A 24,576-nucleotide genomic window follows, 5' to 3' on the forward strand; every position below is an offset into this window, starting at 1 on the left:
AATAAAATGACAGAAACTACACTTTATATCGTACGACACGGAAAAACGATGTTCAATACAATTGAACGAGTACAAGGCTGGTGTGATACACCCCTCACAAAGCAAGGACAAGAAGGCATTCATTATTTAGGTCGCGGGTTAAAAAATGTCGACTTTTCATTTGCTTATTCTAGTGACAGTGGTCGTGCGATCGAAACTGCCCGTATTATTCTAGGAGAACATTCTAAGGGAAAAGAAATTCCTTATTTTATTGAAAAAAGGATTAGAGAATGGTGTTTCGGGTCTCTTGAAGGTGGATATGACATGGAAATGTGGGGTGTGATCCCTCGTGTATTGAATTTTAAAACATATGATGAAATGTTTACCACAGAAGTTTCTTTTGAACAAATTGCTAATGCTGTATACAACTTAGATACCGCTGGGTGGGCGGAAACTTATGAAACATTGCGAGACCGTGTATGGACAGGATTTGAAGATATCGCCCATCACTGCGAAAAAAATGGTGGTGGAAATGTTTTAGTCGTATCTCATGGTTTGACGATCGCCTTTTTGCTTAATCTGATCGATCCTAAACAGCCTGTTCGTGCTGGGCTTTTAAATGGCAGCGTAACAAAGGTCACTTATGCAAACGGTCGATTTTCTATCCACGGCATCAATGATACGTCTTATATCGATAACGGGAAAACACATAGTCGCGACTCGTTTCTATAATGGGGATATTTTAATTTTTACCAGAGAATCATAAAAGGCAAAGTCTGAATGAGGGCTTTGTCTTCTTTTTTCTCTTCGTGTACTTATCTGCTTTATTTCTCAAGTTTTTCTTAATATTAAAAAACAGATTGGGTTTCTCAAAAAATAACGGTATACTATAAGATGTATCTTAATTGGGAAGGAAGGAATTTATGTTTTTTGCAAATATTATCAAAGCAGTGATTCTCGGTATTATTGAAGGAATAACGGAATGGCTGCCCATCAGTAGTACTGGTCATTTGATCCTAGCAGATGAATTCATCAAACTGGGTGCCAGTTCACAATTTATGTCGATGTTCAATGTCGTTATCCAATTAGGGGCGATCTTGGCTGTCGTCGTTCTTTATTTTCACAAGTTAAACCCATTTTCTCCAAGTAAATCAACGGTAGAAAAAAAAGATACGTGGACACTTTGGTTTAAAGTGATCGTTGCTTGCATACCAGCCATCATCATTGGTTTGCCTTTGGATGATTGGTTAGAAGCAAATTTCCACAAGTTCTTACCAGTTGCCATTGTTTTGATCGTTTACGGTATTGCCTTTATTATTGTCGAAAAACGCAACAAAAACAAAACACCTCGTTGGACTTCTCTGAATGACTTTACGTACCAAGCAGCTCTTCTTGTTGGGTTATTCCAAGTCTTGGCACTTGTTCCCGGAACATCCCGTTCTGGCGCAACGATCCTAGGAGCTATCTTGATTGGTGCTTCGCGTTTTGTCGCTACAGAGTTTTCATTTTTCTTAGGGATTCCTGTCATGTTTGGCGCAAGCGGCTTGAAGATCGTCAAATATTTAGCTGAAGGGAATTCATTCAAAATGGAAGAAACTGTTGTTCTTCTTGTAGGAACATTCGTATCTTTTGTGGTTTCCGTCTTAGCTATCAAATTCTTACTAAGCTATTTGAAGAAAAACGACTTTACCGCTTTTGGCTGGTATCGTATTATCCTTGGTATCATTTTGATTGGTTATTGGTTTATTGCAATGTAGAAAAAACCAGAACACTTCTCTTATTTGAGAAATGTTCTGGTTTTTTATTTTCTTTAATAATAATCATTATAAATAATAAAAACAACATCAAGCTTAATCACCAAATGATAACCATTATCGTTCTCATTTAGCTGTTATTATTATCAATTACATTTTTATTATGCTATCCTTGTTTTGACAAGGAGGTCTAATAACGATGACTAATCAGAAAAAAGCTTTTGCAGCAACAATCTGCTGCCTTTTATTTATGATCTTCGGTTTTATCTTCGACCGATTCTCTCTTACCATCACCCCACTTTTTTATATCAGTGCCATTATCATCGGTGGATATAAACAAACATCGGAAGGCTTGAAAGAATTGTGGAATGATCGAACACTGAATGTGGATTTATTGATGGCTTTAGCTGCTATTGGTGCCTGTTTGATCGGTAATTACTTTGAAGGAGCAATGTTGACATTCATCTTTTGTTTAAGCGGTGCATTAGAGGAATACACAACTAATAAAAGTCAAAAAGAAATTACTGCTTTGATGAATCTTCAACCACAAAAAGCCCAATTATTAAAAGAAAATGGACAAATGCAAGAAGTAGATGTTTCTCAACTAAAGGTGGATAACTTGGTATTTGTCGCTAAAGGAGCAGCTGTTCCGATAGATGGCTTTTTAGAAAGCACACAGGCAACGATCGATGAGTCTGCATTAAGCGGTGAATCTGTGCCTGTAGAAAAATATTTAGGTGATGAGATGTATGCAGGAACGCTGAATCAAGGAAATCCCATCACGATTCGAGTAACAAAAACGAGTTCCGAAACTGTCTTTGCTAAGATTATCCAATTAGTAGAAGAAGCGCAGAATACGCCAACTCAAACAGCTTCATTTATCGAACGAATCGAAAATAATTATGTAAAATTGATTTTGCTTGCTGTTCCTCTAATGATCCTTCTCCCCCACTTTTTCCTAGGTTGGAGTTGGGATGAAAGCTTTTATCGAGGAATGGTATTATTAGTTGTGGCTTCTCCTTGTGCGCTTGTCGCATCTGCTACACCAGCTTCTCTAGCTGCTCTTTCAAATTCTGCAAAAAATGGGATTTTAATCAAAGGCGGTATCCATTTAGAAAAGCTTTCTGAATTAAAAGCGATTGCCTTTGATAAAACAGGAACGCTCACTAAAGGAAAACCAGTTGTAACTGACAGCTTTTTCTTTGATGAAAAGGATTTGGCACAACAACTTCTTGTTGCTATGGAACAAAAAACGACGCATCCACTTGCTCATGCGATTTTGCAATATTTCGATTGCACAATACCTGAAGAAATCCAATACTTACCAATAGAAGAAATTACTGGTTTTGGATTACAAACTACCTATTTAGGTGCGCAATGGAAAGTTGGCAAGCACGCATATGATCCTGAGACGATGATAATCAGCAAAGAGATTGCGGAAATGATCGAACGTTTGGAAAATCAAGGCAAAACCGTGATTTATCTTTCTAAAGATCAGCAGTTAATTGCTGTTTTAGGTCTGCTAGATATTCCAAAAGCAAATACCCAACAAGTAATTTCCTACTTTAAATCCCAAAACATCCATACAAGTATGATAACCGGCGACCATTCTGGCACAGCAAAGGCCATTGCTGAACAAGTAGGGATTGAACATTACTATGCAAGCTGTACTCCGGAAGAAAAAACACAACTAGTCAAAAAAGAGAATGAACTTTACCAAGTAAATGCGATGGTTGGTGATGGAGTCAATGATGCGCCTGCTTTAGCAGCCGCTTCTTTAGGTGTCGCTATGGGGCAAGGGACAGATGCCGCTATGGATATCGCAGACATCGTCTTAATGAAAAGCGACTTAAATAAATTTGTCTACAGTCATCGGCTATCTTTAAAAATGCGGCGGATCATCAAACAAAATATTATTTTTTCGATTCTTGTTATTCTCTTGTTGATTGCTTCTAACTTCCTGCAATTTTTAAATCTACCTCTTGGAGTTGTAGGACACGAAGGAAGCACAATATTGGTTATTCTGAATGGCTTGCGTTTACTAAGACCTTTACCTGATCTTTCTGATTCTTCAAAAAAATGTAAGTCTTGTCCACTATACAAAGCGCGGCTGTCTTCTGTCAAATAAGCAAAGTGTTTTTTTATGATTTTGTTTATTTTATGAAAAAAACAGCTTATGAATAGGTCTTGAAGGATGAATTCCTACTTTTGCAACTTTCTAAAAACATGTTATGATTGTTTCGAAGAAAGTGAGGAATATATTTCATGGAAAGTTGGCTTTTTTTAGGAATTATTTTACTTGTAGCAATTTTAGCTAAAAATCAAAGTCTGATGATAGCGGCAGCTTTTGTTTTGATTATGAAGCTCATACCAGCCTCCCGTTCCTTTTTCCCTTGGCTTCAAGGCAAAGGAATCAATATTGGGGTGACGATCATCACAGCGGCTATTCTAATCCCTATCGCAACAGGAGAAATCGGTCTACGTGATCTATTAGAAGCCTTTAAATCCCCTATTGGCTGGGTAGCTGTTTTTTGCGGTGGGCTAGTGGCTGTCTTATCTTCCAAGGGTGTAGGATTGATTGCTTCTGATCCACAAATCACTGTTGCACTTGTTTTCGGCACGATTTTAGGCGTTGTCTTCTTAAGAGGAATCGCCGCCGGACCGGTCATTGCTTCTGGTATCACTTACTGTATCTTACAAGTATTTGCTTTAGGAAAATAGAACAAATTTTGTCTATTTTAGGAGATTCTTAACACCCCCAATTTACTGATCCGTGATATACTGACAACGAGGTGATACAATGTTCGAAAAATTAAAGTATTTCATAGGAACAATCGGCTGGTTTCTTCTAGCGGTACTTTTGATTCTGGGCTTAGCTTATCTATTATTTCCTGATTTGATACAAAATGTGTTTGATACTGCTTTTTGATTGACCTATTAAAACGATATAGGGGATGCTCCTGCGATGCAGGGGCTTTTTTTAATCAATGTTTTGTAATAATTTAGGCCATGCCAATGAGACTTCCTATAGAATTCGATGCTCTTTTTTCTTTTTGGCTCTTCTGCTCTTTTTTGTTATACTAGATTACAGTGGACAAAAGAAAGAATGATCGCATCCACTTCAACGAATATCAAAATGGAAGAATTAGTGCCTGTTTTCAGGTTACTTTGAAAAGAAAGGAAGACGCTTGTGGAAACTTTTGAAGGTCTTTTAATTGATACGTACGTTTTACAAGAACAGCCAATGATGCTGACTGGGATCAACTTGCAGCTTGAGGACCGTGTGATCAATGGCCTGCTTAAAGATCGCTATTTGGCAAAATATATCTTACGTTTGCCCCTAAATAAATATGTGCTGGAAGTAAGTGGCAAATGGAACCGTCGGAACCAGTTGGTCATAAAAAAAATGTTGATAAAAAATATCGATGAATACATTAAAATAATCGGTACACCAGAATAGCCTTTACTGATCAAAGGATACTGGTTATAAAATAACTGCAGTTTCTTAATAGAAAAACAAAGAACAACAGGGAATCGTATCCCTTTTCAAAAAAAACTTTGCAAACGGTTCTCTTTGTTATATAATAACTTAGTACCAAACATTCCCATTCAAACTTTGTTTAAATAGATAAATAAAAATCTAGTTTGGTTTGACGCTATTGCCTCCCACAATAGCGTCTTTTTGATTTTTTTCAGCTTGTACTATCCGTTTTTACTGAAAAAAAATCCTAATAAAAGACTGTTAAGGAAAAAAACTTGTCATGTTCATATTGCAAAGCACGCTGCCTTTAGGTATAATAATGAATGTTGAATTATGCGGTAACACGCGTAAGAACTTAAGTTATCGGAGGTGAAACTAATGCCAAACATTGAATCTGCAATCAAACGTGTTCGTACAAGCGAAAACGCTAATGTGAAAAATTCATCTCAAACAAGCGCTATGCGTACTGCAATCAAAAAATTTGAAGATGCTGTAGCTTCAGGTGCTGACAACGTAGATGCGTTATATAAAGAAGCTGTTAAAGCTATTGATATGGCTGAATCAAAAGGTCTAATCCACAAAAACAAAGCTAACCGCGACAAATCTCGTTTAAGCAAAAAAATCGCTAAATAAAAGAATCGGCTTCGGCCGATTTTTTTATTTGTCAAAAAAAGGACAAAAACAAACGACCTTCCCGCATGCTTTGCCCTCGTCTTTCTTCTTATCGATTTCTTAACAACTGCCCTGTGCGCAAAACGAATAGTTGAAAACTTAATTCTTTTTCGATTTGTCCCGTTTTGATTTGATAATCCATCTCAACTAATTGATCAAACAACTGTACCAGCAAATGTTCATCGAATTTTTTTACTTCCTGCATGGCAAGTTTTACACGATATGGATGGATTTTCAATGTTTCAGCAATATTTGCCTGCTGATAACCAATCTTTACAAGAAATTTTGTCTGTAAAAATAAACGTAATTGAGAAAGCAAAATCGCATTAATTTTGATTGTTTCTTCCCCTTGCATAACTAAATCTTCGTATAAACGCAAAGCTTGTTCCGTCTTCCCTTTTAAAATATATTGGGTCATGTCAAAAATATTATGTTCTAACGTTTTAGGAACTAATTCTTCTACTTCTCTTACCGTGATTTGCTGTTGATTTTGTCCATAAAGGACCAATTTCTGTAACTCTCTCATCATTTTGGATAAATCTAAGTCGGTCAACCTCAAGAATAAATCAATTGCACTTCGTTCCATTTTGATTGAGGAATTCTCTAAGGTATTCATCAGATATTGACGTACTTCTTTTTCATTCAACTGTTGGACATTGATGATGATTGCTGTTTTTTTCAATTGTTTCGTTACTTTTTTCCGTTCATCCAACTTTTCATATGGCGCAAAGAATACTAATACAGTCGATTCTAATGGTTCTTTCAAATAAGCCGTCAATAAATCAGTATTTTGTTCGATTCCATTGTTTACTTTTTCACCTGTTAAAAAATAAGGATTCTCTACGAATACTAACCGTTGATCTCCGAAAAACGGCAACGTCTCTGCTTCAGCTACTACCTCATCTAAACTTGCATTTTCCATGTCAAAACTTAAAAAATTTAAGTCATCTTCGCCCTCTAATTGGATTTTTTTGACAATTTCTGTCCGAATTTGATCTTGGAGAAACTTTTCTGTTCCTAAAATCAAGTAACAAGATGCAAGTTTTTCTTTACGTATTTTTTGTAACTCTGCTTGTATACTCAAATTACTCACCACTTTCAAAAATTATCCTACCATGAGCAGATGAGAATTACTAGTCTATCATTGTTTCCACTAGCCCATGAGGATGAAAAACTGGATGCCAGCGATAGGTGATCATTCCTTGTTGATCCGTTCGCCATGTTTTTATCTGATTTTCTTCTAGTGTCTCCAATACTTCGCTGTGCGGGTGACCATAACGATTATTTACTCCGCAGGATATAATCCCATGTTTTGCTTCAATATGGGAAAGAAAATCTGTGTTACTTGACGTACGGCTACTGTGATGACCTAATTTGACTACATCGGCTTTCAGATTAGGATAAATCAAAAGCAATTGTTTTTCCATTGCTTGATTCAAATCTCCTAAAAATAAAAAGCGCCTATTGTTATATTCCATCCATAGACCAATCGAATCTTCATTTCTTCCCTCTCCCTTTTCAAAAGGAGTCAATAAATAAAGATCATAATAACCGCTGATCCTGTCCCCATGTTTAATTTCAATGATCTCAGTACCATTTTTTTGAGCTTCAGATAAATGGCTTTGTAATGGCTCATTTCGTCCAGCGCCCCAACCGATATAAATTTTTTTGATAGTAAAATGCTGAGATAACGTGGGTAATTCTCCCACATGATCCGTATCGTCGTGTGTCAAGATGAGTTTATCGATTACACTTATCCCCTGACCTTTTAGATATGGAACGATATTTCTTTCAGCAGGAGGACGTATCATACCTTGCGCCCACTTTTCTCTTTCAAAGTGTAACTGACCTCCAGTATCGATCAAAATCGTTTCTTTTCGAAAAGGACTTTGCAAAAAGATACTGTCTCCTTGACCGACATCGATAAAAGCGATCGTTGAAGAAAAGCGTAAAAATGGCAAAGTCAAAAAAATAAAAGAAAAAAGACCAACATAAAACAAGTGTTTCACAGGTTGTTCTTTCAACCTATCCGTACAAATCAGTAATCCGAAAATATACATCCCAGATAGTACAAGGGGCAAACGTCCTATAATGAGAGACGACCCTGAAGAAAAATCGATTATTCGCTCAAATAAGATTAATCCCTCTTCTATCAGCAAAAGTAAAGTTTCCGGCAGCCAGCGATTGAAGAGTGTGAGAAATAACACACCAGGAAGAAAAAGAAACTTGAATACCGGTGCAATCAGTAATGTAAAAAGACTACCTAAAATAGGCCACTCATAAAAATGCCATACAATCAACGGCATCGTGATCATAGTAAACAGGACGTGAGAGGCCGTTTTTTTCAACCAATCTCCATCAAAAGAAATCAGGATAAACAAAAAACTCATGAAAAAACTAAGCTGTCCACCCGCATGAAAAAGAAATCGAGGATCAAATAGTAAAAGAAGCCAAAAGACAACTGCAAATAAGTCCATGGTGGAATAATGCTTATTCAGCAATTTGACTAGCAATCGCAATAAAAACAGCAAACTAGCACGCAAAACAGAAATAGAACTTCCTGCAATAGAAACATAACAGATAGTTAGTAGACTCAACGGAATAATACTGACGTGTAGTGGCCATCCGATACGTCGAAATAAATAATACAGCCACCCTAAATAAAATTGGATGTGTAGACCCGATAGACTGAACAGATGCAGCAAACCACTCTCCCTAAAAATTTCTTCTGATTCTCTGAATCCTGCATATTTATAGCCCCATAATAAAGAATTAATATATACACTTGTTTTTTGCGGAAATTCAGATTGGACAAAGGAGATAAAAGATCCTCTTTTTCTCTGAAGCCAGTTTCGCCAGTGATTTTGCATGGTGATCTGTTCAATCTTTTGAATTTGGAACCGTCCAGAGATTCTATGGTTCCTGAAGTAAGCTTCTTGGTCAAAACTATAAAGATTCCGCTTTTTTGCTGGAGAAATGAACTCGCCTTCAGCAGTCAATTCTATTCCCTTTCCTCGGAAGTTAAGCCATGTTTTCAATTCTGCTTCTGTGTTTACTTGATAAGAAAGCTGGAGCTTTTGTTTATTCTCTGATAACCTTCCTTCCATTGTCAAAAAATTACCATTTGCACGAATCGTATCTGTAAATACAGTAATTTGCGCAGATGTTGTTTTTTCCTCTAAAAATGAATACTCTTGTAGCCTATAAGAAATGGATACCGTTATGCTACACAAAATACACAAGTACGCGATAAAACGTCCTTCTTTTAGCGAAAACCATAAAAAAATTCCGGCAAGAAGCAAACGATAACCCCAATTGTCAGTGTAATACAACAAACAGATAATCATCGACGTAATTGCCGGAAAAATCAACCGATTTCGAAAATGCCTTTCTAAAACGCTAGACATGTTTTCCTGTTAATTCATTTTGAAGTTTTGAAAAATGCTGTGAGTCTAAAGCAACTTGGTGTACAGATACACCTAATTGTTCGATCAACGCTTGGGCATAAGGATCATTTCGATAGTCATGGAGATAATTGATCCCTTTCACACCAGCTTGCAACAAAGCCTTTGTACAGGCCAAACATGGAAAATGTGTGACATAGATTTCTGAACCTTCCGTCGGGATACCAAGTTTTGCACACTGTAGGAGTGCATTCATCTCTGCATGGATCGTTCGCAAGCAGTGTCCATCCACGACGTAACACCTTTCATCTATGCAGTGGACATCTCCACTGACTGCTCCATTATAGCCGCCAGCAATGATCCTTTTTTCTCGAACGAGTGTCGCTCCTACTTCTAAACGTGTACACGTACTACGTAAAGATAACAGTACTGCCTGAGCCATAAAGTACTGGTCCCAAGGAATGCGTTCATTATGTGACTTATCAGTAACTTTTTCTTTATTCGTATCGCATGCTTTTGAAGATTTTTCTAACATGTTTTATATTCCTCCGTTTTTTCAAGTTGATTAAAAAGTACTCATTGCTTAAACAAAATATTCTTTAAATATAACGAATCATCCTGTCTGACAAAAGATCCTACCCTTCACTGCCGAAATGAAGTCCGTCATCCATTAGCCCATTATAAAAATTCTTCGAATCCATTTGTTCAAGAAATTCCGTATAAAAATCGATACTTCACAATCATGGCGTTTTGCTACTTCTGTGAGAACAGAGATATATTCTTTGATCAACTTGTTATTCCGATATTTTTGTTTTGTCTCATCGACTGCTGGTGGCGTGATAAAGAAAGCATGATCAGAACTATAGTCTTTTTTCAGCTGAACTATCATCCACTGCAGATTTTTTGGTACGTTTCTTTAGAAAGTTGTTTATGCTCTGCTAGATCATTCGTCCCAATGAGAATAAATACTTTATCTGCTGTATAGCTAAGTACATCTTTGGCAAAGCGTTCTCGTAGAGCTTGACTGTTATTGCCGCTGACAGCCGTATTCATAATATGAATCCCAGATATTTTATTTTGGAGATAGACATTCAGCATTGGTTTTTTTAATGTTTCTTTGCGAACAATCAAGCTATTTCCTATCCAAAAATACTACCTCCTCGTCCTGCCAAGCTCTTAGAATTGGATTATTCTTAGTATCCATTAGCGTCCATTTATTGCTCGTGCCAGTCGATTTTGAATCATTCTATTTAATTGTAACGAAGTTTTTTAGTTTTTCAACTGTCTTTTCACCGATACCAGAAATCTCCTGCAGGTCTTCCACTTTCTGGAAGGATCCGTTTTCTTCTCTAAATCGAATGATTTCTTGCGCTTTGACTGATCCGATCCCAGGAATCTGCTGAAGTTCTGATGGAGTGGCTGTATTGATATTTATTTTGGGAGGCTCGGAATCTGCTGTAGGCTGTTTTCCTTCCGAGGATGCCAACTGATCAAGATGTTCTGGCAGCTCTTCACCTACAGCAGGGATATATAGGACTTGCTGATCTTCTATCTTCGCAGAAAAGTTGATTCGATCGCTATCCGCTTCTTCTAATAATCCACCTGCACGCTTTAGTACATCATAGACCCGTTCTTCTGAAGAAAAGGAATAGATACCAGGCTCCTTCACACTTCCTTTGATATCGGTGTACATGACCTTTGGACGAGCATCCTCTTCTACATCGTTTCCTTCAGCTGATGGATCTTCTCCACTGGAACTAAACGGAGAAAGTATTTCTTTTGCAGCAGTCTCTTCTGGTTCTCTATAAAATAGCAAATTTGATAATAAAAAACCACTTGCGATACAAAAGATAAGAACTATCATAGACATCCAAATGATCAATTTGGGTGAAGCTAGTATTTTCTTGCTGATTTTTTCTATCATTGTTCTTTTTCCAAAGAATGACCAGTAAAAATCATTCATTACTCCTTTCATTTGAAATTGAAGAAACAGTGAGCTCTGGCAAAATCGTCCCTTCAACATCTAATTACGTCAATTTTTTCTTTTGTTTTTATTTTTATCGTGAAGATTTTTGACGAAAAAGAGGGGGTGTGACAGAACTCGTGTCACAACCCCTCTTTAATTATTTAGTTTCATTTCATTTTCTCTAGATAGTCAAGCGCTTCTTGTACTGTTTTTACTGGTACGATTTTCATTGAGGAATTCAATTTTTTAGCGGCAGCTTTTGCTTCTTCGTAGTTGGTTTTTATTTCAGGATATTCTTTCTTAACATCGTCTGAAATCGTATCATCTGGTGCAAAGAAAATCTCTACGCCAGCTTTATCCGCACTTGCCACTTTTTTATCGATTCCTCCGATTCGGCCAACTTCTCCTTCACTGTTGATCGTTCCAGTTCCTGCAATTTGCTTACCATGTCGCAAGTTTTTACCAGTGACTTGTTCATAGATTTCTAAAGTGAACATCAATCCCGCTGATGGCCCACCGATAGAGCCAGAATTAATACGAACATCTGTATCTGATTCGATCTCGGTATGGTCAGTAAGCGTGATACCTATTCCTGCCTTTTTATCTGTTGGTAACTCGATCAGATCACCAGAAGCTGTTTTTTCTTCACCATTATGCAAATAACTGATTTCGATTGTTTGTCCAACTTTTTGGCTTTTTACATAATCCATAAATGCTTCTGTACTTTGAAAGCTTTTCCCGTCTACTTTTGTTACTGTATCTCCAACTGAAAGCTTGCCAAAGAAATTCGATGTTTTCTCTACACTCATGACATATACGCCTTTGAATTCCATTTTATAAGGCTTGTCTGCAAGTTTTAACGCTTGTTCGATTGCTGCATTTTGGGAAGAATCCATATAATACTGCTGCATTTGATTATATTCTTCATTTGTCGCCCCACCAGTCAATTCTTCTTCACTGATCAATTCTTCAAAAGGGGTCATTTTAGCTTTTAAAGCTAAGAAACCTGTAGCTTGCCTGATACCAACAGAGGTAAGAGAGAAAGACCCAGAACCTTTATCTTCCTTATCATTGACTGTAATTAGTTCTTTCAGATCGATCGTGGCTCCCGGTGATTCTACATAATACGGCAAGGGAACTACTACAAATCCAATGATCAACATTCCAAATATGATAATTAGTACTGTTTTCAACCATTGTTTAGCTTTCATTTGATTCACGCTTTCCAGCTAAAGCTTCGTTGATCACTGGCGGTAAGTAGCTGCTCACATCTCCGCCAAAGTGCAGTACTTCTTTTAAAATACTGGAACTCACGTGACTATATTCTGGTTTTGCTAATAAGAAGACAGTTTCCAATTCATCATATAGATGATGATTCATCTGAGCAATCTCTCGTTCATATTCAAAGTCTTTGATACTTCGTATGCCTCTGATCAACGCATCTGCACCAATCTCTTTTGCTGTTTCTACCGTCAATTGATTTTCTTTATGCATGACTTTTACATTAGGAAGATGAGAAACAGCTTTTGTGATCAATGTCATTCTTTCTTCTGGGGGAAACAAACTTTTCTTTGAAGTATTGATAAAAACACCAATTACTACCTCATCGAATAATTTAGCCGCACGTTCCACCGTATCTAAGTGACCTTTTGTAAAAGGATCAAAACTTCCTGGGAATAATGCACGTTTCATTGATTTCCCTCTTTTCTATAGATAGTTACGGCCGTTATGCCATAAATCTGTTTTCTTATTTGATGGAATCCAGCCACAGTTTCTGGCAATTCGACTGTTTTATCCGTTTCGCATACGATAACTGCGGTTTTAGAAAACAGTCCCAGTTCTTCCATTTTATGGATTTGATCGATTATTTTTTGTTTTGCATATGGCGGATCAAGAAACAAGTAGTCGAATTGTTGTTTCTCCGCTGCTAGCCGTTCGATTGCTTTGTCCGCATCAAGTTTTATTGTGGTAAATTTCTCTGGTTCTTTCGTAATTTCGATGTTTTCTTTGATGATTTTTAGCGCTTGGTAATTTTTGTCTACGCATACCGCATGACTGCAGCCTCTAGATACTGCTTCGATAGCTAAACCACCGCTTCCTGCAAACAGATCCAATACTGTCTCTCCATCAAAATATGGTCCAATCATATTGAATATGGATTCTTTTACTTTATCTGTAGTTGGTCTGGTGTTCGCCCCTGCTAAACTTTTTAAACGGCGCCCGCCATAATTTCCTGATATTATCCGCATCTACTCACTCCTTAGAAATGGTACTGGTACTAGTATACCAAAAAAAAGACAAAAAAATACTTGGACAATGATCAAAAATCGATCGTTATCCAAGTTATTTTTTATTTAAAAACTGCTCATAAGAGATTTTTAAAGATGTTCAGCTAATCGGATTTCTGTATTTAGCTCTTCGATTTCGAAACCTTCGTCTTTTAATACTGTTTTGTTTCCTATTTTTTCGGCAAAATTCATTTCGATATCCGGTCGGTAAGAACGTTCTACGTTTCGAACAAAATGTAATTTACGGATTCGTTCTTCTGTTTCTTCAAATGTCTCTTCATTTAAGTAAAGCACGACATATTTCATTCTTCTTGAGACATAATGCAACAAGCCGAACTTTTTCAGATTCTTTAATTGTTTTAAGCTGTAGACCCATACGATCAGCCCGCGTCGTTTTGTTATTTCAAATTCACTATTGTCTAATTGCATGACAATTACCTCCGCATCCAAAGTGTTTTTTCGTTTCAAAAAACGGGCTACCTGCATCTACTTTGATTTCATTAGAAACTTCTTCGGCAAGTACTTGGACAATTTGATCCAACAGACTTTGCAGCTGTGTTTCACTATATCGGAAAGCTGCAACATGCTCATCCATATCAAGCTGTCTTTTTGCTTTTCGAACAGCTCGTTTTTTTTCACGATAATCAGGTGCATACTCACCATATGCCGCTACATTTTCAAATGCTTCTTTCTTAGACAAGAACGCTTCTTTCAACTGGCAAACTTTTGCAGATTCTTCCATTGACTGTTTATGTTCAAGATAAGAAGCCATCGTTTTACTCTTTTTTATCATTTCAGCGACTTGGAGGCATTGATCCTCCAGTTGAAACAGCTCTTCGTTAACGATCACTGCTATCACTACTTTCTCCGTTTTCTTCTTGCAATAAGACTAACATATTTTCTTTAGAAAAAGCAATGCCTACAGAATCCGTTCCCGGGTCCATGAAACGGTCATGGTTGTAAGGATCGCTGTACCAATATAAAAACGAAAAAGTAGCGTCGATCGCCGGATGAATAAATAGCCCACTAGTATTTTCTAATTTTTGTTTACTGATTAACTTCTCCAATTCATCATTCGTCAGTGAGAATTTCACTGTCGTTTGAGCACTGCCTAGCGATTTTTGCCAATCAGCCATACGTTCCTCTGACAATATTTCCTCAGGCCTTGTCAAAAAATCATGTAGTAGCAGCTGACTGTGGTTTTGAAAGGCAAGTGTTTGATTGTATATGGGAAGTTCGTCTTCTCTTCTAAGCATATTTAATAAAGTCGTACTTTTTCGTTCTTTAACGCGATTGATTGATTCCCAATCAGCCGATTTATCTGCTTGATAATGTGGAAGGCCTTCACCAAACACTTGATATGGCAATAGTTTCAAAAGACTATCTTTATCTAAATACACAACTGAAAATAGGCCGTTTGTTGTTTGATCAAAAAATAAAATAGCAAAAGTGTCGTTATCAAAAGCAATTAGCGGACGGTAATTCATATCCTCTTCCATTAGTTCGATTCCAACTTCTGTATCATGGTACTCAAAAGTGAAATTAGTATAGATAGTAGTGATTTTCGTAAGGTCTTGCATCGTCATCCCTAAATAAAACGGCGCGATATCAGCAGGCCCTGTTTGCAGTACTTTAACAGTTGTGACTCTGCTGTCTTGGATGTTCGCTTCAAATGTGAGATGACTAGCTTTATTTTCATAATATCTTGTTTCAAAACCAAATCCGCTAGTTAATCGATCATAGGCTTGGCCAAAATCCTTTTCCAGCTGATCGATCGGTTTTCCGATATAAGTAGAAAAACCAGTTGCTTTAAGCTCCTGGTATTTCCACGTTGTCATTTGGTTTGCTATTTGTTGATCAGAGTTTTCCTTCACTTCAAGTTTTGGCGGAAACAAGACTGGTTCCATGTAGAATGCCACAATAACTAATAGCAGAATCAGCCAAAACAAACCCAGTCTTTTCATGTTTCCCCACCTTTCGCTTATTATTTCTCAGTCACTTCAATCAAAAGGTCACCAGATGAAATAGTGTCTCCTGAAGACACATATACATGTGCGACTTCTCCGTCAAAACGTGCTTCGATGGCCGTTTCCATCTTCATCGCTTCAGTAATCATCAACGTATCACCTTTTTTAACGTTATCGCCTTTTTTCACTAATACATCCAAAACAGAACCAGACATCGTTGCTCCAATTTGTTCTAGGTTTGTCGGTTCAGCTTTCAATCGGGTTTGGACCGTACTGATGATCGAATTATCTTTGATAGTGATTTCACGTCTTTGTCCATTCAAATTGAAGAACAGTACGCGATTCCCTTCGATATCGGGTTCTCCGATTTCATCTAAACGAATGATAAGCGTTTTTCCGCGTTCGATTTGTACATTGATTGTTTCACCCAAACGTATACCTTGGAAAAATGTTGGTGTGTCCAGTAATGTAACATCGCCAAATTGATTATATGCTTTTTGATAGTCCAAAAAGACTTGCGGATACATCAAATAGCTTAATACTTCGTCTTGTTTTGGTTCATAGCCAATTTTTTCTGCCAATTCTTTTTTTACTTCGTTGAAGTCGACTGATTCAGCCAAAAGACCTGGACGTTCATTCAATGCAGGTCTGCCTTTAAGAATAATCTTTTGCAATTTTTTAGGAAATCCGCCAACGGGTTGCCCTAGTTCTCCTTGGAAGAAAGTCACAACAGATTCAGGGAAACTTAGTGTTTCGCCTTTTTCATAAATATCTTCTTCTGTAAGATCATTTTGGACCATAAATAGTGCCATATCTCCAACTACTTTAGATGATGGAGTTACTTTAACGATATCGCCAAACATCAAGTTGACAGTATGATACATTTGTTTGATTTCATCCCAGCGATGACCTAATCCGACAGCTTTTGCCTGTTGCTGTAGATTCGAATACTGTCCTCCTGGCATTTCATGCATATATACTTCTGTTTCAGGAGCATTCAAGCCGTTTTCAAACGGTTTGTAATACATGCGCACATCTTCCCAATAATGGTTTAATTTCTGTGCATTTTCAATCGTGATTTCTGGCAGCCGTGGACCATTGACCAGTGCATAATACAAGCTGCTCATGCTAGGCTGACTAGTATTCCCACTCATTGCACTCATTGCCACGTCAACGATGTCTACTCCTGCTTTTGAAGCAGCAGAATAAGTGATGATTCCATTCCCGCTGGTGTCATGAGTATGCAGATGGATTGGCAGATCTGTCGTTTCTTTCAATTCACTAATCAAACGATAAGCTGCCTGCGGTTTAAGCAGCCCAGCCATATCTTTGATTGCAATGATATGCGCACCCAGTTGTTCTAGTTCCTTTGCCATGTCTTTATAATACTGAACATTGTATTTTGCCCGACTTGGATCGTTGATATCGCCAGTATAGCAAATAGCTGCCTCTGCGATTTTACCAGTATCCCGTACAGCTTGGATACTTTTTTCCATTTGTGGAGTCCAGTTCAAACTATCAAAGATTCGAAATACATCGATTCCTTGCGCTGCTGCTTCTTTGACAAATTCCACCAATACATTGTCAGGATAATTAGAATACCCAACGGCATTTGAACCTCTGAAAAGCATTTGCAGCAACGTATTAGGCATTAAAGAACGAATTTTTCTCAACCGTTGCCAAGGATCTTCATTCAAAAAGCGGTAAGCCACATCAAATGTTGCTCCCCCCCACATCTCACTTGAAAAGAGTTCAGGAAGACCTTCTCCAGTCAAATGTGCAATCTGCTTGAAATCCTTTGTCCGAACACGAGTTGCTAGCAGACTTTGATGGGCGTCTCTAAATGTCGTATCCGTCAACAACAAATTTTCCTGTCCTTTGATCCATTCGACCAAAGCATCGGCACCCTTCGCATCTAATACATTCTTAGCCGTTACGTAATCAGTTCTTGTGATTAGATCTTTAGGCATACGTGGTTCTTCATAAAATGGTTTTTCGCCACTTTCGATACCTGGAAAACCATTCACAGTAATTTCACCGATATATTTCATCGTTTTGTTTCCGCGGTCTCGTAGTCGAGGAAATTCAAATAATGTTGCTGTACTATCAATGAAGGTTGTTTTTGCATTTCCTGATTGGAATTCAGGATGTGTGATGACATTGAGCATAAATGGAATGTTTGTTTTCACTCCACGGATTCTAAATTCTTTCAAGCAACGTTCCATTTTCTGAATGGCTGTTTCAAAAGTAGCACCATGCGTACATACTTTTACTAGCAATGAATCAAAATACGGTGTCACTACATAGCCCGCGTAAGCATTTCCGACATCCAGACGTACGCCAAAACCACCAGGTGAACGATACGTATCGATTTTCCCTGTGTCTGGTAAAAAGTTATTCAACGGGTCTTCTGTAGTGATTCGGCATTGAATGGCTGAACCATTTAATTTAATTCCTTCTTGCTGAGGCAATCCGATTTCTTTATGCAGATCCAAACCTTGAGCAATCAACAGTTGCGTTGTTACGATATCAATATCTGTAATCATTTCTGTGATCGTATGTTCCACTTGGACGCGAGGGTTGACTTCGATAAAGTAAAAATCATCTCCTTCAACAAGAAATTCTACTGTACCTGCGTTGACATACCCGACATATTTCATCAATTGGACAGCTGCCTGGCAGATTTTTTGACGTTGCTGTTCATTCATAGAGACACAAGGCGCTACTTCTACTACTTTTTGGTGACGGCGCTGAACAGAACAATCTCTTTCAAAAAGATGGATGACGTTTCCATGCGTATCCCCGAGAATCTGTACTTCGATATGTTTAGGATTAGCGATGTATTTTTCAACATACACTTCATCACTACCAAAGGCTGCTTTTGCTTCGCTTTTCGCACGTTCGTAGCCCTCTCTTGCACTCTTTTCATCGTGAGCTACACGCATGCCGCGTCCGCCGCCGCCTAGAGCTGCCTTGATCATAATCGGATAACCGTATTGTTTCGCAAACTCCAAGGCATCGTCTATAGAAGCGATTGGTCCATCTGTGCCTGGAATCGAAGCAATCCCCGCTTCGATAGCTGCAGCTTTTGCTTTGATTTTATCTCCAAAAATATCTAAATGATGCAGTTTGGGTCCAACAAAAATGATGCCTTCTTCTTCGCACCGTTGCGCAAAATTCAAGTTTTCCGACAAAAGACCGTAACCCGGATGAATAGCGTCAGCTCCGCATTCTTTCGCGATAGAAATGATCCCTTCAATATCTAGATACGCATCAATCGGTTTTTTTCCTTGTCCTACTAAATATGCTTCATCCGCTTTGAAACGGTGTACGGAATATTCATCTTCTTCTGCATAGATTCCAACAGTTTTAATTCCTAATTCTGTACAAGCACGAAATACACGTACAGCGATTTCACCCCTGTTAGCAACTAAAACTTTTTTCATCGAACCACTCCTACATCTTTTTTTATTATAAACCTAAGCTCTTGCGTTTTTCATCCGCACTGATGTTGAGGACAAAGCCGACACAAATCGAAAGCATCAGCAAACTGGAGCCTCCTTGACTTAAAAATGGGAACGTGATTCCTGTCAAAGGAATAACACCAGTAATTCCTCCAAGATTGACAAATACTTGGATCAAAAACATTGCACCGATCCCAATGCACAAAAGCGAATTGAACGGATCTTTTGAACGGATACCTACAAGGATAATGCGCACAATCATAAAGAATAGCAACGCTAATATCAAAATCCCCATAATCACTCCCAGTTCTTCCACTACGATTGCATAAATAAAATCGGTTTGTGCTTCTTGTAAAAATCCTTTTTTCTGGATACTGTTACCTAATCCCCTGCCAAATAGTCCTCCGTTGAACATGGCATAGTAGCCGTTGACTAGTTGATGCCCTTTATTTAATTCGTCTGAGAAAGGATTTTGGTAAATAGCAAATCGATTATAGATATACTGTAAACGTCCAGGTAAGATCTTTCCGTTTGTGATATTGATCAGCCAGATCGTAAAAGTACTTAGACAAAAGCCTCCTACTCCTACAATCAAAGTATACACATAATTGACTCCGCTGGCTAAAAGCAGAACCAAAATAATCAAAAAGATAACTGCCGCATTACCAAAATCGGGAAGAATAGCGACTAATGCAGTAAGTCCGATAACCATTGCAAGTGGACGTTTCACAGTCCCAAGAAAATCTTTTTGTACACTGTTTTGTCTTTTAGATAAAGTCAGAGACAGGTACCAGATAGAAATGATTTTTAGGTATTCGGCAGGTTGGATCGATAATCCTGCAATTTGCAGCCAACCTTTCGCCCCATTGATCTCCTTACCAAAAAACACAACAATCAGCAGCAAAATCGTCAAAACTGCGATGGCTGCCATGATCAAACGCTGGTTTTTCAAAACATCTGTTTTCATTTTATAAAGTAGTGCGATAGCAATCAAGCTAAGCACCCAAAAAATACTCTGGTTAATGACTGATGCGGACGGATTTTGTCCGTTTTCTAATAATAGATACGACGTAGAACTATATACCATGATCAATCCCAATACACATAAAATTAAATAGGGAATCAAGATGCTATAGTCTAATAGATGCCTTTTTTTCACTTTCTTAGGCAAGTCTATTCCTCCTTGCCAACTTCTTTTTTATCATAATTTTCTTGGTAAACCTCACTATATAACTGATTCAATTCTCGTTCTAGCTCACTTAACATCAGCTGGCCCTCGTTCTTTCCGATTACTCCTATACGGACAGCAAAACCGACTTGCCGGGAAAAGCCGTACATCTGTGTATCTACCACTTCTTCGAAGGCTTTGCATTGTGAGATACAGAGACTGTTGTTTTGATTTCGGATTAATCGTTTGATCCGTTCTGCTTCATCATTTAATACTTGGATCGCAAGTTTTTTCGACAAAGAATCCATCTGTGCTTACCTCCCATTCTAATTCCTTAATTATAACATATTTGATTTTCATAAGGAGCAAAAAAAACAGATTTAACCAGTTGTTTTTATTCATTTTTACGTATTCGTTCTTTCTACTTATCCAGAACGTTAGAGTCCGCATTTTTTATCCGAGATAAAAAGGCTTCGCCATATTTATCAAGCTTGCTTTGCCCAACTCCTTTTATCTGAAGCATCTCCAATCTGCTTGATGGACGTATTCGGCTCATTTCTTTCAATGTGGAATCTGAAAATACGACATACGGGGGAACGCCTGCTTCTGATGCTAGATCCGTTCGCAGTTCCCGCAGCACTTCAAATAGTGTATCGGTTTCTTCATCCGATAGCTGCTGGACTTTCTTGGGTTCCTTTCGATAAACAGATTCTTGTCCTTTCAATACTTGTATCCCTCTTTCTGTTACTTTCAAAACAGGATACTCACCATTGATGGTCAGAAGATAGCCATTCGATATCAAATATTCAATTAACTGCATCGTTTCTTTTTGCGATTGGTTTTTCATCAGTCCATAGGTAGATAAATGTCCAAAACCTAAAGCTTGCAGCTTTTGTTCTTTCGATCCTGCTAAGACTTTCATCAGCATTTGTTTACCATAGTTCTCACCCATACGTTTTAAGCAAGAAAGAACCATCTGTGCTTCTGTCGTTACTTCTACTATTTCTCTGTCATCTAAACAGTTACCACAACGGTTGCACGGACTGCTTGTCTCGCCAAAATAGTTTAGGATGTATTGCTGAAGACAGGACTCAATATACACGTATTCTGTCATCGCTTTTAATTTTTCATATTCTTTTTGCTTTTGCCCTTCTTCTCTTTGGGACTGCTGGATAAAAAACTTTTGGACTTGGATATCTTGAGGAGAGAAAAGCAGGATGGCTTCACTGGAAAGACCATCTCTTCCCGCCCGACCAGCTTCCTGATAGTATGCTTCTAGAGAGCCAGGAATTTGATAATGGATAACAAAACGGACATTGCTTTTATTTATACCCATACCAAATGCATTTGTCGCTACAATCAGCTGCAAGCGATCGTATAAAAAGGCTTCTTGCATTTCTGTTCGCTCATTCTCATTTAGACCACCATGATATCTACCCACGGAAAAATCGAATTTTTTAAGCAAATGATAGAGACGGTCTACTTCTTTTCTCGTTGCTGCATAAATGATACCAGATTGATTTTTGTTGATCTTTAAATATTCGATTAGATATTGTTCTTTTTTTTGATCTTTAATTACTTGAAATCGTAGATTTTCTCGTTCAAAACCAGTCTGAATATGGTTGTTTTCTGGAATTTTTAAAAGTCTTTTTATGTCAGCAGCTACTTGCACAGTCGCTGTAGCTGTCAAAGCAACAATTACAGGACGATTTGGCAGTTGATCTAGCTGGTTCGCCATCTGTAAATAACTTGGGCGGAAATCATGCCCCCACTGAGAGATACAATGTGCCTCGTCAATAGCGATCATACGGACGTTCCATCGCTTCATTGCTTGGATAAAATCTGGCATGATAAAACGTTCAGGAGCGATATAAAGTAAACGGTACTGCTGTCTATCGATTTCTTGGAAGCGTCTAGCTGTTTCGTAACCATCTAACGAGCTATTGATAAAAGTGGCGGGTATACCTAATTGATTCGCCGCGTCCACCTGATCCTTCATCAAAGAGATTAAAGGGGACACAACCACAGTAAGCCCATCTAATAGTAAAGCTGGAAGCTGGTAACAGATTGATTTCCCACTTCCGGTAGGCATGATTCCTAATACATTTTCCTGATCAATGACTTTCTGGATAATTTCTTTTTGACCAGGTCTAAACTCATCATAGCCAAAGTATTGTTTTAATAAGTCGTTCATCTTCCCGCTCCTTTCTCTTGCCATTTTACTTCGATTTTCTTCGAAGGACAAGTTGATCTCCTTTCGTGAAACATTATCTTATTATGAAACAAAAACTCTCTAGAAATAAGTTTTTTAAACGTCTTTTAAACATCTTTTGGCGTATTTTCTGAATTTATGTCCATTGACAAAGATGACTTCTCCACAGAAAAGAGTTGGACAAAAAAAGAAACCAGCTATTTTTTATAACAAGCTGGTTTCTCTCTTCATCCTTTTACAGATTATTTTTTCTTTTTAGATGCTTTTTCACGAGCATTTTTCTCTAAAATTTGTTTTCTCAAGCGAATGCTTTCTGGTGTTACTTCGCAATATTCATCATCATTCAAGAATTCCAAAGATTCTTCCAACGTCAATTGTTTTGGTTTTTTGATGACAGATGTTTGGTCTTTAGTAGCAGACCGTACGTTTGTCATTTGTTTTGCTTTCGTGATGTTGACAGTCAAATCATTATCACGGCTGTTTTCCCCGATAATCATTCCTTCATATACTTCTGTACCTGGTTCTACGAAGACTGTACCGCGTTCTTCGATACTCATGATAGAATAAGTCGTTGCTTTTCCTGTATCGATCGAAACAAGCGCCCCTTGGTGACGTCCGCCAATTTGACCAGGAAGCATTGGCAGATATTGGTCAAAAGTATGGTTCATGATTCCGTAACCACGTGTCATTGAAAGGAATTCAGTTGAATAACCAATCAAACCGCGGGCAGGTGTTAAGAATGTCAAACGGATTTGTCCGTTTCCTGTATGGACCATATCTTGCATTTCACCTTTACGTAAGCTCAAGGACTCGATAACACTACCCATATATTCTTCTGGTGTATCGATTTGCACGCGTTCAAACGGTTCGCATTTTACACCGTCGATTTCTTTTTCAATAACTTCTGGACGAGATACTTGCAATTCGTATCCCTCACGGCGCATGTTTTCAATCAAGATAGACAAATGCAATTCTCCACGACCAGAAACTGTCCATGCATCTGGAGAGTTTGTTGGTTCAACTCGTAAAGATACATCTGTTTGAAGTTCTGCCATCAAACGTTCTTCAATCTTACGAGCGGTTACGAATTTACCTTCTCGACCGGCAAATGGTGAATTATTAACTAAGAAAGTCATTTGCAATGTTGGTTCGTCAATGTGAAGGATAGGTAACGCATCTTGATGATCCACAGGAGTAACTGTTTCACCGACAAAGATATCTTCCATACCTGAGACAGCAATCAAGTCTCCAGCTTTTGCTTCTTGAATCTCTAGACGTTTTAGTCCAAAGAAACCAAATAATTTCGTTACACGGAATTTCTTAACTGTTCCGTCTAATTTAATTAATGCTACTTGGTCTCCTACTTTGATTGTTCCTCTAAATACACGTCCGATTCCGATACGACCTACATAATCGTTGTAGTCAAGTAATGAAACTTGGAATTGTAATGGTTCGTCGCTGTTATCGACAGGAGCAGGGATTTTTTCAATAATTGTATCAAAAATAGGTGCCATGGTTGGTTCTTGATCTGCTGGATCATCTGACAAGCTTGACGTACCATTTAGTGCAGATGCATAAATCACAGGAAAGTCTAACTGATCATCATCTGCTCCTAATTCGATGAATAGTTCAAGAACTTCATCTACGACATGCTCAGGACGAGCAGAAGGTTTATCAATCTTGTTTACGACAACGATTGGTGTGATATGTTGTTCCAGTGCTTTTTTCAATACAAAACGTGTTTGAGGCATTGTTCCTTCATACGCATCTACGACCAACACAACGCCGTCAACCATTTTCATGATCCGTTCTACTTCGCCACCGAAGTCCGCGTGTCCTGGAGTATCCATGATGTTTACGCGAATTCCTTTATAGTCTACAGCTGCGTTTTTGGCTAAAATCGTGATACCACGTTCTTTTTCTAGCGCATTTGAGTCCATCGCACGTTCTTGCAATTGCGTATGTGCGTCTAATGTATCTGATTGTTTTAATAGTTCATCAACTAATGTTGTTTTTCCGTGGTCAACGTGGGCAATAATTGCGACGTTACGGATATCGTTTCTATAATTCAATGTAACTAACTCCTTTTTTATTGGTTCTTTATGACAGGGCAAATTTTACTCGACTGCTAATTATAGCAGACTTTTTTCATGAAATATAGTAAAATGTTTTCATTTTTTCGAGAAAATTAATCTTTTGCCCGTTTTTATCATTTTTGTGA

The 24,576-nt window shown here is 38.0% G+C and carries 24 protein-coding genes; 7 read left to right on the forward strand and 17 right to left on the reverse strand.

Going from position 1 to position 24,576, the window contains the following annotated elements:
• Nucleotides 1-6 precede the first annotated feature (6 nt).
• From RG571_RS00235 to rpsT, 7 genes are all read left to right on the forward strand, one after another.
• Complete coding sequence (locus RG571_RS00235; protein ID WP_002289120.1) at nt 7-711, forward strand: histidine phosphatase family protein; 705 nt, start codon at nt 7-9, stop codon at nt 709-711.
• A gap of 191 nt (nt 712-902) precedes the next feature.
• Nucleotides 903-1,736, forward strand: coding sequence for an undecaprenyl-diphosphate phosphatase (locus tag RG571_RS00240; RefSeq protein WP_131774391.1), 834 nt, complete (start codon nt 903-905; stop codon nt 1,734-1,736).
• Nucleotides 1,737-1,932: 196 nt separating this feature from the next.
• The gene (locus RG571_RS00245) at nt 1,933-3,861 is read left to right on the forward strand and encodes a heavy metal translocating P-type ATPase (RefSeq protein WP_010724018.1); all 1,929 of its coding nucleotides are present in this window, start codon (nt 1,933-1,935) and stop codon (nt 3,859-3,861) included.
• A gap of 137 nt (nt 3,862-3,998) precedes the next feature.
• Nucleotides 3,999-4,454: a DUF441 domain-containing protein gene (locus RG571_RS00250; protein WP_002289123.1), complete on the forward strand. Its 456-nt coding sequence runs from the start codon at nt 3,999-4,001 to the stop codon at nt 4,452-4,454.
• 79 nt (nt 4,455-4,533) lie between these two features.
• The gene (locus RG571_RS00255; protein WP_002295511.1) at nt 4,534-4,662 is read left to right on the forward strand and encodes a hypothetical protein; all 129 of its coding nucleotides are present in this window, start codon (nt 4,534-4,536) and stop codon (nt 4,660-4,662) included.
• A 261-nt stretch (nt 4,663-4,923) separates the two neighbouring features.
• A complete protein-coding gene (locus RG571_RS00260; RefSeq protein WP_002289125.1) occupies nt 4,924-5,193 on the forward strand; it encodes a hypothetical protein in 270 nt (89 codons plus the stop codon).
• A 399-nt stretch (nt 5,194-5,592) separates the two neighbouring features.
• Nucleotides 5,593-5,847, forward strand: coding sequence for a 30S ribosomal protein S20 (gene rpsT, locus RG571_RS00265; RefSeq protein WP_002292188.1), 255 nt, complete (start codon nt 5,593-5,595; stop codon nt 5,845-5,847).
• Between the two features lie 88 nt (nt 5,848-5,935).
• Here the strand turns inward: rpsT and holA are convergent, their stop codons facing one another.
• From holA to typA, 17 genes are all read right to left on the reverse strand, one after another.
• Nucleotides 5,936-6,982 (reverse strand): DNA polymerase III subunit delta, encoded by a 1,047-nt coding sequence (gene holA, locus RG571_RS00270; RefSeq protein WP_029485599.1) that lies wholly within the window; start codon nt 6,980-6,982, stop codon nt 5,936-5,938.
• A 37-nt stretch (nt 6,983-7,019) separates the two neighbouring features.
• Complete coding sequence (locus tag RG571_RS00275) at nt 7,020-9,293, reverse strand: DNA internalization-related competence protein ComEC/Rec2 (RefSeq protein WP_131774389.1); 2,274 nt, start codon at nt 9,291-9,293, stop codon at nt 7,020-7,022.
• Nucleotides 9,286-9,825, reverse strand: coding sequence for a ComE operon protein 2 (locus RG571_RS00280; RefSeq protein WP_131774388.1), 540 nt, complete (start codon nt 9,823-9,825; stop codon nt 9,286-9,288). Before RG571_RS00280 ends, RG571_RS00275 begins: the two co-directional genes overlap by 8 nt.
• A gap of 135 nt (nt 9,826-9,960) precedes the next feature.
• Nucleotides 9,961-10,179, reverse strand: a complete 219-nt coding sequence (locus RG571_RS00285) for an esterase (RefSeq protein ID WP_002295502.1) — start codon at nt 10,177-10,179, stop codon at nt 9,961-9,963.
• A complete protein-coding gene (locus RG571_RS00290; protein ID WP_002297231.1) occupies nt 10,176-10,421 on the reverse strand; it encodes an SGNH/GDSL hydrolase family protein in 246 nt (81 codons plus the stop codon). The genes RG571_RS00285 and RG571_RS00290 overlap by 4 nt, the downstream gene beginning before the upstream one ends.
• Before the next feature lie 115 nt (nt 10,422-10,536).
• A complete protein-coding gene (locus tag RG571_RS00295; protein ID WP_016628352.1) occupies nt 10,537-11,265 on the reverse strand; it encodes a helix-hairpin-helix domain-containing protein in 729 nt (242 codons plus the stop codon).
• A gap of 158 nt (nt 11,266-11,423) precedes the next feature.
• Entirely contained in the window at nt 11,424-12,467 is a 1,044-nt protein-coding gene (locus RG571_RS00300) for a SepM family pheromone-processing serine protease (RefSeq protein WP_002295493.1), read from the reverse strand.
• Nucleotides 12,457-12,948, reverse strand: a complete 492-nt coding sequence (coaD, locus tag RG571_RS00305; RefSeq protein WP_010724013.1) for a pantetheine-phosphate adenylyltransferase — start codon at nt 12,946-12,948, stop codon at nt 12,457-12,459. Before coaD ends, RG571_RS00300 begins: the two co-directional genes overlap by 11 nt.
• Entirely contained in the window at nt 12,945-13,505 is a 561-nt protein-coding gene (gene rsmD, locus RG571_RS00310) for a 16S rRNA (guanine(966)-N(2))-methyltransferase RsmD (RefSeq protein ID WP_002295491.1), read from the reverse strand. Before rsmD ends, coaD begins: the two co-directional genes overlap by 4 nt.
• Before the next feature lie 129 nt (nt 13,506-13,634).
• Nucleotides 13,635-13,973, reverse strand: a complete 339-nt coding sequence (locus RG571_RS00315) for a YlbG family protein (protein WP_002295490.1) — start codon at nt 13,971-13,973, stop codon at nt 13,635-13,637.
• Entirely contained in the window at nt 13,957-14,403 is a 447-nt protein-coding gene (locus tag RG571_RS00320) for a YlbF family regulator (protein WP_002295488.1), read from the reverse strand. Before RG571_RS00320 ends, RG571_RS00315 begins: the two co-directional genes overlap by 17 nt.
• Nucleotides 14,384-15,508: a CAP-associated domain-containing protein gene (locus tag RG571_RS00325; protein ID WP_002298986.1), complete on the reverse strand. Its 1,125-nt coding sequence runs from the start codon at nt 15,506-15,508 to the stop codon at nt 14,384-14,386. The genes RG571_RS00320 and RG571_RS00325 overlap by 20 nt, the downstream gene beginning before the upstream one ends.
• Nucleotides 15,509-15,528: 20 nt before the next feature.
• Entirely contained in the window at nt 15,529-18,957 is a 3,429-nt protein-coding gene (locus RG571_RS00330) for a pyruvate carboxylase (protein ID WP_308947753.1), read from the reverse strand.
• Between the two features lie 25 nt (nt 18,958-18,982).
• Entirely contained in the window at nt 18,983-20,146 is a 1,164-nt protein-coding gene (locus RG571_RS00335; protein ID WP_308947754.1) for an FtsW/RodA/SpoVE family cell cycle protein, read from the reverse strand.
• Nucleotides 20,147-20,148: 2 nt separating this feature from the next.
• A complete protein-coding gene (locus RG571_RS00340; protein WP_002298990.1) occupies nt 20,149-20,451 on the reverse strand; it encodes a YlaN family protein in 303 nt (100 codons plus the stop codon).
• A gap of 113 nt (nt 20,452-20,564) precedes the next feature.
• A complete protein-coding gene (gene recQ, locus RG571_RS00345; protein ID WP_002288736.1) occupies nt 20,565-22,337 on the reverse strand; it encodes a DNA helicase RecQ in 1,773 nt (590 codons plus the stop codon).
• 260 nt (nt 22,338-22,597) lie between these two features.
• Entirely contained in the window at nt 22,598-24,427 is a 1,830-nt protein-coding gene (typA, locus tag RG571_RS00350; protein WP_308947756.1) for a translational GTPase TypA, read from the reverse strand.
• Nucleotides 24,428-24,576 lie beyond the last annotated feature (149 nt).

Origin of the sequence: Enterococcus sp. FR204 (assembly GCF_031143325.1) — a bacterium.
Taxonomy (GTDB): domain Bacteria; phylum Bacillota; class Bacilli; order Lactobacillales; family Enterococcaceae; genus Enterococcus_B; species Enterococcus_B faecium.

Excerpts from the sequence above, each read along its gene's own strand:
- RG571_RS00315 (WP_002295490.1), bottom strand. The coding sequence starts at position 13,973 with ATGCAATTAGACAATAGTGAATTTGAAATAACAAAACGACGCGGGCTG.
- RG571_RS00240 (WP_131774391.1), top strand. The coding sequence starts at position 903 with ATGTTTTTTGCAAATATTATCAAAGCAGTGATTCTCGGTATTATTGAA.
- RG571_RS00295 (WP_016628352.1), bottom strand. The coding sequence starts at position 11,265 with ATGAAAGGAGTAATGAATGATTTTTACTGGTCATTCTTTGGAAAAAGA.
- rpsT (WP_002292188.1), top strand. The coding sequence starts at position 5,593 with ATGCCAAACATTGAATCTGCAATCAAACGTGTTCGTACAAGCGAAAAC.
- RG571_RS00330 (WP_308947753.1), bottom strand. The coding sequence starts at position 18,957 with ATGAAAAAAGTTTTAGTTGCTAACAGGGGTGAAATCGCTGTACGTGTA.
- rsmD (WP_002295491.1), bottom strand. The coding sequence starts at position 13,505 with ATGCGGATAATATCAGGAAATTATGGCGGGCGCCGTTTAAAAAGTTTA.
- RG571_RS00300 (WP_002295493.1), bottom strand. The coding sequence starts at position 12,467 with ATGAAAGCTAAACAATGGTTGAAAACAGTACTAATTATCATATTTGGA.
- RG571_RS00245 (WP_010724018.1), top strand. The coding sequence starts at position 1,933 with ATGACTAATCAGAAAAAAGCTTTTGCAGCAACAATCTGCTGCCTTTTA.
- RG571_RS00235 (WP_002289120.1), top strand. The coding sequence starts at position 7 with ATGACAGAAACTACACTTTATATCGTACGACACGGAAAAACGATGTTC.
- RG571_RS00250 (WP_002289123.1), top strand. The coding sequence starts at position 3,999 with ATGGAAAGTTGGCTTTTTTTAGGAATTATTTTACTTGTAGCAATTTTA.
- RG571_RS00340 (WP_002298990.1), bottom strand. The coding sequence starts at position 20,451 with ATGGATTCTTTGTCGAAAAAACTTGCGATCCAAGTATTAAATGATGAA.
- recQ (WP_002288736.1), bottom strand. The coding sequence starts at position 22,337 with ATGAACGACTTATTAAAACAATACTTTGGCTATGATGAGTTTAGACCT.
- coaD (WP_010724013.1), bottom strand. The coding sequence starts at position 12,948 with ATGAAACGTGCATTATTCCCAGGAAGTTTTGATCCTTTTACAAAAGGT.
- RG571_RS00285 (WP_002295502.1), bottom strand. The coding sequence starts at position 10,179 with ATGATAGTTCAGCTGAAAAAAGACTATAGTTCTGATCATGCTTTCTTT.
- RG571_RS00275 (WP_131774389.1), bottom strand. The coding sequence starts at position 9,293 with ATGTCTAGCGTTTTAGAAAGGCATTTTCGAAATCGGTTGATTTTTCCG.
- RG571_RS00280 (WP_131774388.1), bottom strand. The coding sequence starts at position 9,825 with ATGTTAGAAAAATCTTCAAAAGCATGCGATACGAATAAAGAAAAAGTT.
- RG571_RS00255 (WP_002295511.1), top strand. The coding sequence starts at position 4,534 with ATGTTCGAAAAATTAAAGTATTTCATAGGAACAATCGGCTGGTTTCTT.
- RG571_RS00325 (WP_002298986.1), bottom strand. The coding sequence starts at position 15,508 with ATGAAAAGACTGGGTTTGTTTTGGCTGATTCTGCTATTAGTTATTGTG.